Origin of the sequence: Gluconobacter sp. NFX36, from assembly GCF_049887835.1 — a bacterium.
Classification (GTDB): domain Bacteria; phylum Pseudomonadota; class Alphaproteobacteria; order Acetobacterales; family Acetobacteraceae; genus Gluconobacter; species Gluconobacter japonicus_A.
In genome coordinates this window covers 116236-130680 of record NZ_JAGEKJ010000005.1, presented here as the reverse complement: position 1 = coordinate 130680, position 14445 = coordinate 116236, and the positions used below count along the sequence as shown (strand labels likewise).

Annotated in this window: 14 protein-coding genes; 7 read left to right on the top strand and 7 right to left on the bottom strand. The window is 56.5% G+C overall.

Translation table 11 applies throughout. The features are described 5' to 3' along the window. Positions 1-8: 8 nt before the first annotated feature. Positions 9-1421 (bottom strand): anthranilate synthase component I, encoded by a 1413-nt coding sequence (gene trpE / locus J4P41_RS06860; protein ID WP_426066538.1) that lies wholly within the window; start codon positions 1419-1421, stop codon positions 9-11. Then, positions 1421-3358 (bottom strand): peptidyl-prolyl cis-trans isomerase, encoded by a 1938-nt coding sequence (locus J4P41_RS06855; RefSeq protein WP_426066537.1) that lies wholly within the window; start codon positions 3356-3358, stop codon positions 1421-1423. Before J4P41_RS06855 ends, trpE begins: the two co-directional genes overlap by 1 nt. A gap of 123 nt (positions 3359-3481) precedes the next feature. On the opposite strand from J4P41_RS06855, the gene tpiA reads away from it, so the two are divergent. The 4 genes from tpiA (at position 3482) to kdsA (ending at position 7144) form a co-directional block, all read left to right on the top strand. Then, positions 3482-4282 (top strand): triose-phosphate isomerase, encoded by an 801-nt coding sequence (gene tpiA, locus J4P41_RS06850; protein ID WP_426066536.1) that lies wholly within the window; start codon positions 3482-3484, stop codon positions 4280-4282. Beyond that, positions 4279-4629, top strand: a complete 351-nt coding sequence (gene secG, locus J4P41_RS06845; RefSeq protein ID WP_426066535.1) for a preprotein translocase subunit SecG — start codon at positions 4279-4281, stop codon at positions 4627-4629. The genes tpiA and secG overlap by 4 nt, the downstream gene beginning before the upstream one ends. Positions 4630-4691: 62 nt before the next feature. Then, on the top strand, positions 4692-6323 hold the full coding sequence (locus J4P41_RS06840) for a CTP synthase (RefSeq protein WP_015074107.1): 1632 nt from the start codon (positions 4692-4694) through the stop codon (positions 6321-6323). Then, positions 6320-7144: a 3-deoxy-8-phosphooctulonate synthase gene (gene kdsA, locus J4P41_RS06835; protein ID WP_426066534.1), complete on the top strand. Its 825-nt coding sequence runs from the start codon at positions 6320-6322 to the stop codon at positions 7142-7144. Before J4P41_RS06840 ends, kdsA begins: the two co-directional genes overlap by 4 nt. Here the strand turns inward: kdsA and J4P41_RS06830 are convergent. After that, a complete protein-coding gene (locus tag J4P41_RS06830) occupies positions 7132-7617 on the bottom strand; it encodes a DUF3429 domain-containing protein (RefSeq protein ID WP_426066533.1) in 486 nt (161 codons plus the stop codon). The two genes, kdsA and J4P41_RS06830, sit on opposite strands and share 13 nt — an antisense overlap. Positions 7618-7718: 101 nt before the next feature. Between J4P41_RS06830 and eno the strand changes: the two genes are divergently transcribed. After that, on the top strand, positions 7719-8999 hold the full coding sequence (gene eno, locus J4P41_RS06825; RefSeq protein ID WP_010501764.1) for a phosphopyruvate hydratase: 1281 nt from the start codon (positions 7719-7721) through the stop codon (positions 8997-8999). Between the two features lie 139 nt (positions 9000-9138). Continuing rightward, complete coding sequence (locus J4P41_RS06820) at positions 9139-9468, top strand: FtsB family cell division protein (RefSeq protein WP_034880253.1); 330 nt, start codon at positions 9139-9141, stop codon at positions 9466-9468. A gap of 103 nt (positions 9469-9571) precedes the next feature. Here J4P41_RS06820 and rpmG read toward each other — a convergent pair whose 3' ends face one another. Next, positions 9572-9739, bottom strand: coding sequence for a 50S ribosomal protein L33 (gene rpmG, locus J4P41_RS06815; protein WP_007281888.1), 168 nt, complete (start codon positions 9737-9739; stop codon positions 9572-9574). A gap of 307 nt (positions 9740-10046) precedes the next feature. On the opposite strand from rpmG, the gene lexA reads away from it, so the two are divergent. Beyond that, complete coding sequence (gene lexA, locus J4P41_RS06810; protein WP_023942326.1) at positions 10047-10772, top strand: transcriptional repressor LexA; 726 nt, start codon at positions 10047-10049, stop codon at positions 10770-10772. A gap of 47 nt (positions 10773-10819) precedes the next feature. Here lexA and J4P41_RS06805 read toward each other — a convergent pair whose 3' ends face one another. The 3 genes from J4P41_RS06805 to uvrC all read right to left on the bottom strand — a co-directional run bounded on the left by J4P41_RS06805 (position 10820) and on the right by uvrC (position 14121). Continuing rightward, the gene (locus J4P41_RS06805) at positions 10820-11425 is read right to left on the bottom strand and encodes a hypothetical protein (RefSeq protein ID WP_426066532.1); all 606 of its coding nucleotides are present in this window, start codon (positions 11423-11425) and stop codon (positions 10820-10822) included. Positions 11426-11526: 101 nt separating this feature from the next. After that, on the bottom strand, positions 11527-12129 hold the full coding sequence (gene pgsA, locus J4P41_RS06800; RefSeq protein ID WP_415574328.1) for a CDP-diacylglycerol--glycerol-3-phosphate 3-phosphatidyltransferase: 603 nt from the start codon (positions 12127-12129) through the stop codon (positions 11527-11529). A gap of 108 nt (positions 12130-12237) precedes the next feature. Next, on the bottom strand, positions 12238-14121 hold the full coding sequence (uvrC, locus tag J4P41_RS06795) for an excinuclease ABC subunit UvrC (RefSeq protein WP_426066642.1): 1884 nt from the start codon (positions 14119-14121) through the stop codon (positions 12238-12240). Positions 14122-14445: the final 324 nt, after the last annotated feature.

The following is a 14445-nucleotide window of genomic DNA, read 5'->3' as shown; positions in this document are numbered from 1 at the left end:
ACATTGTTTCAGGATTTTGCTGCGTTGGAGACAGCGACTTCCGCAGCCCGGAAAAGTGCTCTCGCCTTTGCCTGCGTTTCGCGGAACTCCGAGTTCGGATCACTATCTGCCACGACGCCGCAGCCTGCCTGAACATACATCTGACCATTCTTCAGAACAGCCATCCGTAGCCCGATGCAGGTATCCATTTCCCCATCCGCACCAAAATATCCAACGCAACCGGAATACGGCCCGCGGCGGGTCGGCTCCAGTTCGTCGATGATTTCCATGGCACGGATTTTGGGCGCGCCTGTCAGCGTTCCAGCTGGAAACGCGGCAACAAGTGCATCCATGGCAGTCTTGCCAGCCTTGATCTGCCCCGTGACTGTCGAGGAAATGTGCATAACGTGGCTGTAGCGCTCGATGACGAACTGATCGGGCACCTGAACGGTCCCGAGTTCCGAAACGCGGCCCACGTCATTCCGTCCCAGATCAATGAGCATGAGATGCTCGGCGAGTTCCTTCTGATCCGCGAGTAACTCTTTCTCAAGCTCTAGGTCATGTGCCCGGTCGTTGCCACGCGGACGGGTGCCAGCGAGGGGGCGGACCGTGACTTCCCCTGCCCGCAAACGGACGAGAATTTCCGGTGAGGAACCGACCAGTGCGTAATCTTCCAGTTCCATCAGGAACAGGAACGGAGCCGGGTTAATGCGGCGGAGGCTTCGGTACAGCGCAAGCGGAGACAGCGAGAATGGCGTTGTGAAGCGCTGGCTTGGAACGATCTGAAATGCGTCACCGGCCGCGATGTAATCCTGCGCGGTTCGGACATTCGCTTCGAACTGCTCCTGCGTTACGTTGGAGGATGGGGGAGCGAGTTCGGTGCCCGCAGGAAGCGTTTCCGTTGCATCTTCCAGAGGGGCAGCCAGCGCTGCCCGCGCCCGATCCAGTAGTGCATGAGCTTCTGCGGTTGTCATGGCGCCACGAACCGGCACCGCGAGCGTCAACTCATCACGGACCGAATCAAATACGGCGAAAAGCTGGGGTCGGATCATGATGCCTTCCGGCAGATCCAGATCATTGACGGGAGCGTTGGGCAGGACTTCCATCTGGCGAACCATGTCATAGCCCAGCACGCCAAATACGCCGCCGATCATGGGAGGCATATCGACTGGGAGGTCCATCTGGCTTTGGTCGATAATGTCCTTCAGCGTCTCCAGCGGTTTGCCCTGAAGAGGTGTTCCATCAAGGGTCACCTCCCCGCTCCGGCACTTCCAGACCAGATCAGGCAGAAGGGCAATCACGGAATAACGGCCCCTCGCCGCGCCGCCTTCCACGCTTTCCAGCAACATCCGGTAAGGATCATCGGAAAGACGGGACAGGCGCAGATAGGCTGAAACCGGGGTCAGGAGATCTGCGGCTTCGATACTGTGAACAATCGGCATCACTGCGCTCCGTTAGCGGCTGCGGGGGATGTCGAGGCCACAACCTGATTGAACAGGTTCATGTTCATGTGTGAGACGGGAACGGTTTTTTCCAACGCTGCGTCCAGGGCCATCGGAATGTCAGCCTGCAGGGACTGAACATACTGAGCGTCCAGATCGTGACGTAGGGACTGGCTGTCACCGGCATCGCCTGGCTTCTGTGCGGTCACATTGACCAGCCAGAACGCATCCGGGCCTTCATACATGCCAGTTGTGCCAACCTTCAGGCCGAAGGCAGCCCGCAGAACATTCTGCGGCAGGGACTGATCCGGATGAATACGGGAAACAGCAACGTCCTTGCGCAGGTTCGAAGCTTCTGGCTGGTTTTCAAGAGCCTTGGCCAGAGTGCTCTTCTTCGCTTCCGTGAACAGAGCCGTGACGCGTGCATCAGCGGCATGACGCTGCTGGTCTGCGGTCCAGGCCTGAACGACCTGATCGCGGACTTCCGTGAAGGGACGCAGCGTACCTGGATGGATTTCGTCAACAGCAACTGCGAAAGCAGAGCCGTCCGGACCATTCACAACAACCGGCTGTGCATCCTTCTTCTGGGAGAAGATGTGCTGGATGATGGACTGGCGCAGATTGGCATCGCCCGGAATTGGAGCAGGTACGCCGTCCTGCGTCATGCCGCGGGCATCAAGGGAACCTGCTGCTGGAACCGCGCCAAGATTGGATGGAATTTTTTCAAGCGTCGTTGAGCCTGCAATCGCGTCCTGAAACTGCGCAAGGCGCGCCTGAAGAGCCTGCGGGGCTTCCTGCTTCTGGACCTGATCGCGCAGATCGTTCTTTGCCTGTTCAAAGCTTGTCTGATGTGGTGCGACAACATCGGTGATGTTGAAGACCACCCAGCCTGCTGCCGTTTTGGTCGGGCCAGTGATCTGGTTTGCCTGAGCTGCGAATGTGAGCTTGGCCAGTTCCGGGTTCGGGATGTCACTCTGGCGCACATGTGGAAGAGCTACGGCTGCCGCGTACGGGTAAGCCTTCTGGATAGCGTCCCACGCATTCGTGTTGCGCCATGCCGTTGCGGCCGCGTTGGCTTTTGCCTCGTCCTGGAAGGTGAGAACCTGAAGTGTCCGTGTTTCGGGAACATTGTAGGTGCGGGCCTGGAAATCATACAGCTTGTGCAGGACGTCATCCGGAACTTCGATCGTCTTGGCAACGATGTCTGCCGTCATCACAACCATCTTGGCATGACGATATTCCGTGGTGCGGAAATCCTGCGGGTGATTGTCGTAATAGCGGTGAAGCTGTTCGTCTGTCGGTGCAGCAGCAACCGTGCCCGCCGTGAATGGCACGCGCAGAACATCCAGAACGCGCTGGTCTGCATCAAACGCAAAGAGACGATCCATCAGGGACGTCGGTGCCTGTACGGATGCGCCCATGCCCTGAAGCAGTCCGCGGGAAATGATGTCCTCGCGAATCATCTGGATCAGACGCTTTTCAGTAATGCCGATGCGTGTCAGGCGATCATTGAGCATCGCGCGATCGAACTGGCCCGCAGCATTATGAAAGGCCGGGATCGCGAAGATTTCTTTGCGGATCAACTCGTCTGGAACATTCATCCCTGCCCGTTCACCAGCAAGCTGAACTTCGTTCTGGATCACAAGATTGTGAAGAACCTGACGGGCGATCTGCTGTTTGGTGCCATCCGGAAGATGCGAGGCATCCGCCAGACCCATCTGCTGCGCTGCGGCTGGCAGTTGGGTGGAGAGCGCCCGTGCCAGATCGTCTGGTGTGATGCTGCGGCTACCGACCTGCACAATCGTGTTGGAGCCACGGGTCCCCATATTGGAGTAAACATCCCCTACGCCCCACCCGATAAAGGCCAGGAAGATCAGGATTGCGGCGGCACGGCCGGCCCAGGAGTCAACGAGAAGATGGCGTAGGGTGGTAATCATAGGGTCAGGACGGATCCGGATGGCGGGATGGTGCGGACAGGGAAGGCCCGCTAGAACTTGCGGCACCATAATGTCGTGAGCCGCGCTTGACCAGAAGCGGAAGGCTCACCCTCAGGAGGAAGCATGGACGTATCGCCGAAACTCGTAATCGGTAACTGGAAGATGAATGGCTTGCGGGACCAGACCGTACAGCTTGCAACTGCCGTAGCCGAAGGCGCACGCTCCCTGCCTGACGACGTGAAACTGGTCATCTGCCCGCCCTTCACCCAACTGGAGCGCGTGTCTGATATTCTCGAAACAATCGGTTCTGATCCAAAGATTCAGTTAGGCGCGCAGGACTGTCATACTGCATCATCCGGTGCGCATACGGGTGAAATTTCAGCGGATATGCTGGCTGATGTCGGTGTGCGGTACGTTTTACTTGGTCATTCCGAACGGCGCCAGAACTGTGGCGAAACGGACGCCCTCATTCGTCGTAAGGTGCAGGCAGCCGAAGCGGCGGGGCTGGTGCCGGTTGTCTGTATTGGAGAAACCATGGCCGAGCGCCAGGAGGGGCGCGCGGCGACTGTTTTGGCCAGTCAGATCGATGGATCTTTGACCGATAATTTTAACGGCGTTCTGGCTTACGAGCCCATCTGGGCTATCGGGAGTGGTGTTACGCCATCCCGTGATGAACTGGAGCGAACGCTGTTTCTTCTGCGTGGATTGTTGCAGTCTCGCCTCAAGATGGATGACATTCGCGTGCCAATCCTGTATGGCGGCTCCGTAACACCGGCCCAGGCGCCGACCATTCTTTCCATCGGGGTGCTGGGCGGAGTGCTGGTTGGCAGTGCGAGCCTGGACGCGAAAAGCTTCCTGCGCATTGCTGAAGCCGCATCGATCCGCCTGTCCTCCCAACCATTGTCCGGACCCTATCGTTCATGACCACTTTCCTGCTTGTCATCAATCTGCTGGTCACACTGGCCCTGATCGGTACGATCCTGATCCAGCGCAGCGAAGGCGGCGGCCTTGGTATCGGCAGCAGCCAGGGCATGGGCTCTTTCATGACTGGCCGTGGAACGGCAACGCTTCTGACGCGCGCGACCTCCGTTCTGGCCGGCGTTTTCATGCTGCTTTGCCTCGTTCTGGCCCTTCTGAACCGTGGCGCCTCCTCTGGCGTCGGAGGCCATGACATTCTTGCTGATCCGCCGGCTCCAGCCGCCGCAACAACAGCTCCTGCTTCGCCAGCAACCCCTGCCGCTTCGGCTCCTGCCGAGACGCCTGCTCACTAACTGAGTCGGGAAGCATCTCGACGCTTCCCCTCGCCCCCACCTTCGGTGTATGAGGAGCGCCCATGACGCGCTTCGTATTCATCACCGGCGGTGTGGTATCTTCTCTCGGCAAGGGCATCGCTTCTGCGGCTCTTGCTGCTCTCCTCCAGGCACGCGGCTACAAGGTCCGCATGCGCAAGCTGGACCCCTACCTGAACGTGGATCCGGGCACGATGAGCCCGTATCAGCATGGTGAAGTGTTCATCACCGATGACGGGGCTGAAACAGACCTCGATCTCGGTCATTATGAGCGCTTTACGGGCGTCCACGCCCGCCGTGCTGACAATACCACGACAGGCCGTATCTATTCCGATGTCATCGCCCGCGAACGTCGCGGCGATTATCTGGGCGGAACCGTTCAGGTCATTCCGCACATCACGGACGCCATCAAGGACGTCGTGGTGGCTGGTACGGAAGATTATGACTTCGTTCTGGTGGAAATCGGCGGAACGGTTGGCGACATCGAGAGCCTTCCTTTCCTTGAGGCCATCCGTCAGCTTCGTAATGATCTGGGTCACAACCAGACCATGTGCGTTCACCTGACGTTGCTGCCGTATATTCCCTCAGCAGGCGAACTGAAGACGAAGCCGACGCAGCATTCCGTTAAGGAGCTGCAGAATGTCGGTATTCAGCCTCAGGTTCTGCTCTGCCGTTCGGATCGTCCGATTCCGGAAAACGAGCGCCGCAAGATCGCGAATTTCTGTAACGTCCGCCCGGAAGCTGTGATTGCGGCGCTGGATGTCGATACGATCTATGCGTGCCCGATTTCCTATCATAACGAAGGCATGGACCGCGAAGTCCTGCGTTATTTCGGTCTGCCGTTCGAAGGCTCACCGGATCTGACCCGCTGGGAAAAGATCGTCCACGCGATTCGCGAGCCTGAGGGCGAAGTGAATGTTGCTGTCGTGGGCAAGTACACGGCCCTGCTGGATAGCTACAAGTCGCTGGCCGAAGCCCTGCTGCATGGCGGGATCGCGAACAATGTCCGTGTGAAGCTCGACTGGATCGAATCGGAAGAGTTCGAGAAAACGGCTGACATTGCCGAGCGCCTGAAGGATGCGGATGCCATTCTGGTGCCGGGCGGCTTCGGTGAGCGTGGTGCGGAAGGTAAGGTTCAGGCCGTTCGCTATGCCCGTGAGAACGGTATTCCGTTCCTTGGGATCTGCTTTGGCATGCAGATGGCTGTGATCGAATGTGCGCGTTCCCTCGCCGGTCTGCCCAAGGCCTCCTCCACGGAGTTTGGCCCGACGAGCGAACCGCTGGTTGGCCTTATGACGGAATGGGCGAATGGCAACGAACTGATGCGTCGTCGCGAAGGTGGAGATCTTGGTGGCACAATGCGTCTGGGCGCCTTCCCTGCCAAACTGGCTCCCGGCTCCCGCGTTGCGGAAATCTACGGCAAGACGGAAGTGCGGGAACGTCACCGTCACCGTTGGGAAGTGAACCTGCATTACAAGGATCGTCTGGAAAAGACGGGTCTGCGTTTCTCCGGCATGTCTCCGGACGGCGTGCTGCCGGAAGTCGTGGAATACCCGGATCATCCGTGGTTCATCGGCGTGCAGTACCATCCGGAACTGCTGTCCAAGCCATTTGATCCACACCCTCTCTTTGCAGGCTTCATCGGTGCAGCCCGCAAGCGGACGGAAAGTAAGTGAGCTTGCGGGTTGGCAATCTCGAGATCGGTCAGGACCGGCCCTTCACCCTGATTGCAGGGCCGTGTCAGATCGAATCCCGGGAGCATGCTGTGGAGATGGCGGATGCCCTTTCCACAGTGTGTCGCGAGCTTGACATCGGTCTGATCTACAAGAGCAGCTACGACAAGGCGAACCGCAGTTCCGTGAATGCGGCGCGCGGCGTGGGTATGGAAAAGGGGCTGGATATTCTGGCCTCCATCCGTGAGCGCTTTGATGTTCCGGTTCTGACGGATGTTCATTCTGCCGATCAGTGCGCTATCGCGGCGCAGGCGGTGGATGTTCTGCAGATCCCTGCATTTCTGTGTCGGCAAACGGATCTGCTGTTAGCTGCGGGTCAGACGGGTCGGGCCATCAACGTCAAGAAGGGGCAGTTTCTGGCTCCCTGGGATATGGCGAATGTTGCGGCCAAGCTGGCTTCGACGGGGAATGAGCGCATCATGCTCTGTGACCGTGGAACGAGCTTTGGGTACAACACGCTTGTTAGCGACATGCGCGGACTGCCGATCATGGCGCAGACGGGTTATCCTGTTGTTTTCGATGCTACCCACTCGGTTCAGCAGCCGGGCGGCCTGGGGGCTTCGACGGGTGGACAGCGGGAGTTCGTTGAACCCCTCGCCCGCGCTGCGTTGTCCATTGGTGTTGCTGCTGTCTTTATTGAGGCGCATCAGGACCCTGACAATGCTCCGAGTGATGGCCCCACAATGGTTCCTCTTTCGGAAATGAGAGGCCTTCTGACGCGCCTTAAGGCGTTCGACGCGCTGGCGAAGTCTTACAGCGTATAATTCTGCAACGGTGCGAGGGCTGCCATAAGGAGACTTATGACGGCCCCCGCTGTCAGCACGCCCCGTAAGGCCATGTAACCGGGTGGCAGCGCGCCATGCTTCCAGGCCACCCGTTCCACAGCAAACGTGGAAATGAAGCCGATGACCTCCAGTAGGTATCCGGCACGCAGGCCCCCCAATAATCCGACGCAGAGTGAAAGCCATGCCCAGAGCGCAGGGCAGACTCCCAGAAGGAGTCTCTGACGATCACGATCTGCCGTTCCCTGAACTGTGATGATGTCAGGTCGTTCCATGGCCAGCCCCCAGTGGACGGCCCCCAAAAAGGACAGGATACATGCGCCGTACGCCAGAAGAATGACCGTCAGATGCGGCAGTGGGGAGAAGAGCCCTGCCAGAAAAATCCAGCCTCCCAGCGTCAAGAACGGGAGGAGTCCCGCGAGACCAAGGATCAGGGCGAGAAAAGGAAGACGCATGTCGTCGATTGACCTTATGTTCTGATTTTGAGACGAAACGGTGATCCGTTCCGAACGGTTATGAGCCACACCCGGTTCACGCATATCCAGGAGAGCTTCCATTGAGCGCCATTGTTGATATCACTGCCCGCGAGATCCTGGACAGCCGTGGTAACCCGACCGTTGAGGTTGAGGTTGAGCTGTCGTCTGGTGCCCGCGGTCGTGCCGCCGTTCCCTCTGGTGCTTCTACTGGCGCCCACGAAGCTGTCGAGTTGCGTGACGGGGACAAGTCCCGCTACAACGGCAAGGGTGTTCTGAAGGCCTGTGGGTTCGTTGAAGACGAAATCCTTGAAGTGCTGCAGGGCGCCGAATCTGAAGATCAGATCGCCATCGATAACGCGATGATCGAACTGGATGGCACGCCGAACAAGTCCCGCATCGGTGCGAACGCCATCCTTGGTGTTTCCCTTGCGGTTGCCAAGGCGACGGCCGAAGAGCTGGAACTGCCGCTCTACCGTTATGTCGGTGGCGTTTTTGCACACACCCTGCCCGTTCCGATGATGAACATCGTCAACGGTGGTGAGCACGCAGATAACCCGATCGACATTCAGGAATTCATGATCCAGCCGGTTGGCGCGCCAACGATCGCTGATGCCGTACGCATGGGTTCTGAGATCTTCACAGCGCTGAAGAAAGGTCTGTCCGCTGCTGGTCACAACACGAATGTGGGTGACGAAGGTGGCTTTGCTCCGGGCCTGAAGTCTGCTGACGAAGCTCTGAGCTTTATTACGAAGTCTGTTGAGGCTGCGGGTTATCGTCCGGGTGATGATGTCACGTTTGCGCTCGATTGCGCTGCGACTGAGTTCTACGCCGACGGCCGCTACAACCTGAAGGGTGAAGGCAAGGAATTCGATTCTTCCGGTATGATCTCTTACCTGGAAGAACTGACGAAAAAGTACCCAATCGTCTCCATCGAAGACGGTCTTGCTGAAGATGATTGGGAAGGCTGGGCAGAACTGACCTCACGTCTGGGTGGTAAGCTCCAGCTCGTCGGTGACGATCTGTTCGTGACGAACCCTGAGCGTCTGCGTCGTGGCATCAAGGCTGGCACGGCCAATTCCCTTCTCGTGAAGGTCAACCAGATTGGCACGCTGACGGAAACGCTGGAAGCTGTTGAGACGGCTCACAAGGCTGGCTATACCTGCGTGATGAGCCATCGTTCCGGTGAGACGGAAGACGCTGTGATCGCGGATCTGGCTGTTGCGACCAACTGTGGGCAGATCAAGACGGGCTCCCTCTCCCGCTCTGATCGTACGGCCAAGTACAACCAGCTGATCCGTATCGAGCAGCAACTCGGTAGCGCGGCACGTTATGCAGGTCGCAGCATTCTCAAGAATGCCTGACCAGAAAGTCGGCCCCTTTTGGGGCCGGTTTTTCTTTTGGAAAATAATCAGGTGTCTTTTGACATGAATGATTGTTTCGCTCTGTCTCTCTGAGGTAGGTTATCAGGACGTTTGAAAGCCAAGGGAGACTGTACCCCGCGTGAGACCTCTTCGACTCATCAAGCGCGCCATCCGTACGGTTGCGCCGCCAGTCCTGTTTCTTTCCCTAACGGCTTATTTCGGCTGGAATGCTCTCCATGGGGCGCATGGTATTCGCGCGTATCAGGATCAGCTCGTTCTTCAGCAGCAGGCTCTTCAGGCGCAACAGGATGCCAAGGATGAGCAGGCTGTCTGGCATCGGCGGGTGCTGGCTCTGAAAGAAAAGGCACTTGATGCTGACATCCTCGATGAGCGGTCACGGGCCATGCTCAATCTTACTAAAAATGGCGATATCGTTGTGCCCTACGGTCCGCACGACAAGCTTTTCTGAGGTCAGTTTTTGAAAGAACCGCTTAATCGGTTCTTTTTTTGTGGGGGCAACAAAAAAGGCGACCGTAAGGCCGCCTTTTTAAACTCGTATGATCCGCGAGGTCTTACTTGATCTTGGCTTCGCGGAAGGTCACATGCTTGCGAGCGACCGGGTCATACTTACGGACTTCCATCTTGCCCGTAGCAGAACGTGCGTTCTTCTTCGTGACATAGAAGTAGCCGGTGTCAGCCGACGAAACGAGACGGATCTGAATAACGTTGGTTTTTGCCATGATACCCTCGGGCTTGCGCCGTCCTGATGCCGCTCGCAAGTGTCAAAGCAGCAGGTTGATCTAGTTCGGCGCACCATGCTGATTTGTCTGTCTCAGGTCAAGGCTTTCTCGTGAAAATCCGCTGATAACGTGTCTTTTTTCGGAAAAATGATCAATTTTAGCCGCTAAAAGCCATGTTTCCAGGACATTGATCTCCTTGTAGTCGCGTAAAGAGGAACCTATAAAGAACAAAAGGGAGATACATGTTGGTCATGTGTTCTGCCGGTTTTCAGATTATGCCTCCACCGAGGCGCATGGGAGCGCCTGTATGCTGACGCGCAAGCAGCACCAGCTTTTGCTATATATTGACGAGCACCTTCGCCGGACCGGATATTCTCCCTCTTTCGACGAAATGAAGGATGCGCTCGAGCTTCGGTCCAAATCCGGGATTCATCGCCTGATTTCTGCTCTTGAGGAGCGAGGCTTTCTGCGTCGGCATCATCATCGTGCCCGAGCACTGGAAGTTCTGCGTCTCCCTCACATGGGCACAGATGCGCCTCATGCGGATGGTGTCGCTCCACAGGCTCCCTTTGTGCCGACAGTTGTTGAAGGCGGTCGCCAGACCATGGAGGGGGCTTTTTCGGAAGCCCCACGCTCGCCCATCGAAGATGTGAGTGTTCAGATTCCCCTCTATGGGCGTATTGCGGCAGGTCTTCCGATTGAGGCACTTCAGGATGAGAGCGCACATATTCAGGTGCCCTCTTCCCTGCTTGGCACGGGTGAACATTATGCCCTGACCGTTGCGGGTGATTCTATGATCGAAGCCGGTATTCTAGATGGAGATGTAGCGATCATTCGTCGTGGCGAACTGGCAGATAATGGCCAGATTGTTGTGGCTTTGATTGATGATCAGGAAGTGACACTCAAGAAACTGCGTCGTCGTGGGTCTACGATTGCTCTTGAGGCGGCTAATCGGGAGTATGAAACTCGTATTCTTCCCGCATCACGCGTACGGATCCAAGGTCGTCTGGTAGCGCTATTTCGCCAGTATTGACGACGTGTTTCCTGCAAGTCCTTAAGGCTTGCAGGAAACGTAGAGTATTACTGTTTGGGTGATGACGGAACGCCGCGGACGACCCGGACTGTTCCGTCAGGCGCGATGAGTGTGCTCGTGCCATCCCCGTTCGGGATAATGATAGTCTTGTCAGGATTTTTTGACAGGAAATGAGGCGCATTATCGGGAACGCTTGTTGGAAGCGTTGGGACAAGATTGCTCCGGTCCAGAGATACTCCATGATGTGCATCGGAGCTTTCGCCAGCCGAGATGCTGTCTCCCGGTTTCATCTGATGACCCATAGCGCCCAACGCGCCAGACCCGGCAATGCCACCCATAAACGTTTTATCAATGGAGGCACCTCCGAAATAGGTTGCGGGGTCGCCCAAAGCGCGATTGAACACGCTGTCGGGGTTTTCAACATCTTTCAGGGTTGGGAGAGGTTGGGGAGAGCCAGGCCACATATTTCCGCCTTCCGGAAGGATCGGCGTGGAGGCAACTGTTTCTCCGCGAGCGCGGCGCAAGTTCTCGCTATCCCCACGTGGTGCGTTGGGATTGCCGCCTGACCATAGGGCTGTGTCATTAAAAAATTTGCCCATGCCCGAACAGCCACTCAGGGCGAGAGGTAATGCCAATAGAGCGGCCTTACGCATTGCATACTCCCATAAGGTCGATCCTTGACCTTTAGCGGTCATTGCGTGAAAGCGCCAGATGATGGGAGGATAACTGCAATAATAATCGTGCACAGTTCGGATCAGGATACGATCTTCGAGGACTTGCGCGGATCAGATGCCATCATTCTGGAAAGGCCAACTGTAAGGTAGCCCCAGCCACTGAGAACTGTTGGAATAACAGAGATCCACAGCAGAATACCACCAATCAGCGTGGCGGGCAGAAAGGACAGATGAAGAGCGGTAGCGGCCTTGTCTCCACCAATCAGGAAGCCAATGGCGACCATCTGGATGCCGGTTTTCCATTTTGCCAGACGGGTAGATGGAAGGGTTTCTCGCTGGGAAGCCATATATTCACGCAGACCGCTCACGAGGATCTCGCGCAGCATAATGATGATCGCGGCGTAGAGCGAGAATACCGGAAGAACCGTCAGGCCAGCCAAAGCCAGTAGCAGGGCTCCTACCAGGAGCTTGTCCGCGATGGGGTCCATCATGCGCCCCAGTTCGGACAGCATCTGCCACCGGCGTGCCAGAGCGCCATCCAGATAATCCGTGATGCAGGCCGCCGTATAGACAACACAGGCTGCTACATTCCCCAGTGCGGAATGCAGGGCTAGCAGAGCGACCAGAACTGGAATGGCCGCTATGCGAAGCAGGGTCAGGACATTTGGCAGATCAGTGAGCATCGAAGGCAGTCTAGAACAGTTTGGTTGGTTCCGGTATGCGCCAATCTGCTCGGGATGTGTGTATTTTTTGTGCCAAAAGGAGATGGAGCCTCGATCCTCACGGAAATGTCAGCTTTGCGTCCGGAGCCATTCAGGATGAAAATGTCCGTATATGGCTCTGGCAATGCCTGAACTGATTCCTGGCGCTGTTTCAAGCTCTTCAAGGCTGGCCTGTCTCACACTTTTTGCAGAGCCAAAGTGATTCAGAAGAGCTTTCTTGCGAGCACCGCCGATTCCCGGAACGTCATCCAGTTCTGATTTTCGTAGTCCTTTGGAGCGCCCTGCCCTGTGTGTTGTGATGGCAAAGCGATGAGCCTCATCCCGTAAGCGCTGGAGGTAGTAAAGAACCGGGTCTCGTGGTGGAAGCTGGAATGGGGCTTGGGTTTCCGTAAAGAACCATTCTCTGCCCGCATCCCGATCCGGCCCTTTGGCAATCGCCACGATGGGAATGTCCGTCACGCCCAGATCATTCAGGGCCGCGCGGACTGCATTGAATTGTCCCAGCCCGCCATCAATCAGTAGAAGATCCGGCCAATCTTCGGGTCTCTCGCCGTCTTCCCTGTCCTTGCCGAACCGACGTTCCATGACTTCACGCATCATGCCGAAATCATCTCCGGGAGTAACAGGCCCTTTAATGGCGTATTTCCGGTAGGATCGTTTTTCAAACCCTTCCGGGCCGCCCACGACCATGACACCATAAGGCGCCTGCCCCATGATGTGTGAGTTGTCATAGGTTTCGATACGTTTGGGCGTTTCTGTAAGGTTGAAAACCTTCGCTACCCCTTCAAGCAGCTTTTTCTGGCCCGTATTTTCCGCAAGCTTCCGTTCCAACGCTTCGCGCGCGTTCAGGGCGGCGTGATCGACGACGTTCTTTTTTTCGCCACGCTGCGGAAACGAGATTTCAACCTTCTGCTCCCGCCGAATGCTGAGGGCTTCCTCAACAAGTTTCTGTTCTGGCAAGGCATGATTCACCAGAATGGACGGTGGCGGAGGTTTGTTGTCGTAGAACTGCAGCAGGAATGCTGACAGGACATCCGCAGGAGCCTCTTCTTCGGCATGGACGGGATAGAACGCCCTATTGCCATTATTTCGGCTGCCTCGGATGAAGAAAACCTGAATGCAGGTCTGACCTGCGTCCTGCCAGATCGCTACGATATCGGCATCATTGATGGACGCCGGATTGATAATTCCCGAGTTCTGGATGCTGGCAAAACCGCGGATACGATCGCGGATCGCCGCAGCCTTCTCATATTCCATGGCCTCGGAAGCCCGCTCCATTTCGATCGCCAGTTCCTGTTGTAGCTCGGTATTTTTGCCTGACAGGAACTGCTTCGCCTGCATCACCAGTTCGGCGTAATCAGGCTTGGAAATGCGATCCACGCAGGGTGCGGAGCAGCGTTTGATTTGAAAAAGCAGGCACGGGCGGGTTCTGCTGTTCAGAACAGAGTCCGAACACGAGCGGAGAAGGAAGGTCTTCTGCACAAGGTTCAGGGTCTGGTTCACAGCCCAGGCCGAAGCAAACGGCCCCCAGTATGTCGCACCTTTAACCGGTTTGCCGCGCTGCTTGGTGATCTGCGGGAACTCGTGATTTTCCGTCAGCATCAGCCAGGGGTAGCTCTTGTCGTCCCGCAGCAGGATGTTGAAGCGCGGCTTCATGCGCTTGATGTAGTTTGCTTCCAGCAGAAGCGCGTCTGCTTCCGTTCTGGTAATGACGATCTCCATTGAGACCGTCATGGACACCATACGGCGAAGGCGTTCAGGAAGCTGGTTGATCCGCGTATAGGACGACACACGTTTCTTGAGGCTCAACGCCTTGCCGACATACAAGACCTCCCCCTTCTCTCCCAGCATGCGATACACGCCAGAGCTGTAGGGAATGGTCTTCAGAGCCTCGCGGATTGCGTCCACGCCCTGTTTTTTAACAGTCGGAACAGGGACTTCCTCACCCATCATTCTTGTTTCCATCTCCTTGGGCGTGAGGTCATTCATGCCGGTTCTTCAGTCATCCACTGAACCTGTGGACAAGTCTGTGGGTTGCTCCATGACAGAATCATGAAGGCCAAGGTTTGCAAGCCCTGCCGTCAGATTGCCTATTTTTTAATCATTAAACGTAAATAATTGAAAAGACTTATAAATTCTTTCCGTTGCATGGATGGGTGAGAAATTTTTCCCATTCTTGGCTTTGGTTGAACGGGACCTCTTGACTCTTAAAAGCATGGTGGACGAGTGCACTTCGCTTTAAGTCTTTATGGTCCCGTTCTGTTCCTGTTTGAGAGA

What these genes read in the sequence shown, in the direction of transcription:
- J4P41_RS06805 (WP_426066532.1), bottom strand. Translation starts at nt 11,425, where the DNA reads ATGCGTAAGGCCGCTCTATTGGCATTACCTCTCGCCCTGAGTGGCTGT.
- uvrC (WP_426066642.1), bottom strand. Translation starts at nt 14,121, where the DNA reads ATGATGGGTGAGGAAGTCCCTGTTCCGACTGTTAAAAAACAGGGCGTG.
- J4P41_RS06840 (WP_015074107.1), top strand. Translation starts at nt 4,692, where the DNA reads ATGACGCGCTTCGTATTCATCACCGGCGGTGTGGTATCTTCTCTCGGC.
- trpE (WP_426066538.1), bottom strand. Translation starts at nt 1,421, where the DNA reads ATGCCGATTGTTCACAGTATCGAAGCCGCAGATCTCCTGACCCCGGTT.
- secG (WP_426066535.1), top strand. Translation starts at nt 4,279, where the DNA reads ATGACCACTTTCCTGCTTGTCATCAATCTGCTGGTCACACTGGCCCTG.
- rpmG (WP_007281888.1), bottom strand. Translation starts at nt 9,739, where the DNA reads ATGGCAAAAACCAACGTTATTCAGATCCGTCTCGTTTCGTCGGCTGAC.
- lexA (WP_023942326.1), top strand. Translation starts at nt 10,047, where the DNA reads ATGCTGACGCGCAAGCAGCACCAGCTTTTGCTATATATTGACGAGCAC.
- J4P41_RS06830 (WP_426066533.1), bottom strand. Translation starts at nt 7,617, where the DNA reads ATGCGTCTTCCTTTTCTCGCCCTGATCCTTGGTCTCGCGGGACTCCTC.
- J4P41_RS06855 (WP_426066537.1), bottom strand. Translation starts at nt 3,358, where the DNA reads ATGATTACCACCCTACGCCATCTTCTCGTTGACTCCTGGGCCGGCCGT.
- pgsA (WP_415574328.1), bottom strand. Translation starts at nt 12,129, where the DNA reads ATGCTCACTGATCTGCCAAATGTCCTGACCCTGCTTCGCATAGCGGCC.
- tpiA (WP_426066536.1), top strand. Translation starts at nt 3,482, where the DNA reads ATGGACGTATCGCCGAAACTCGTAATCGGTAACTGGAAGATGAATGGC.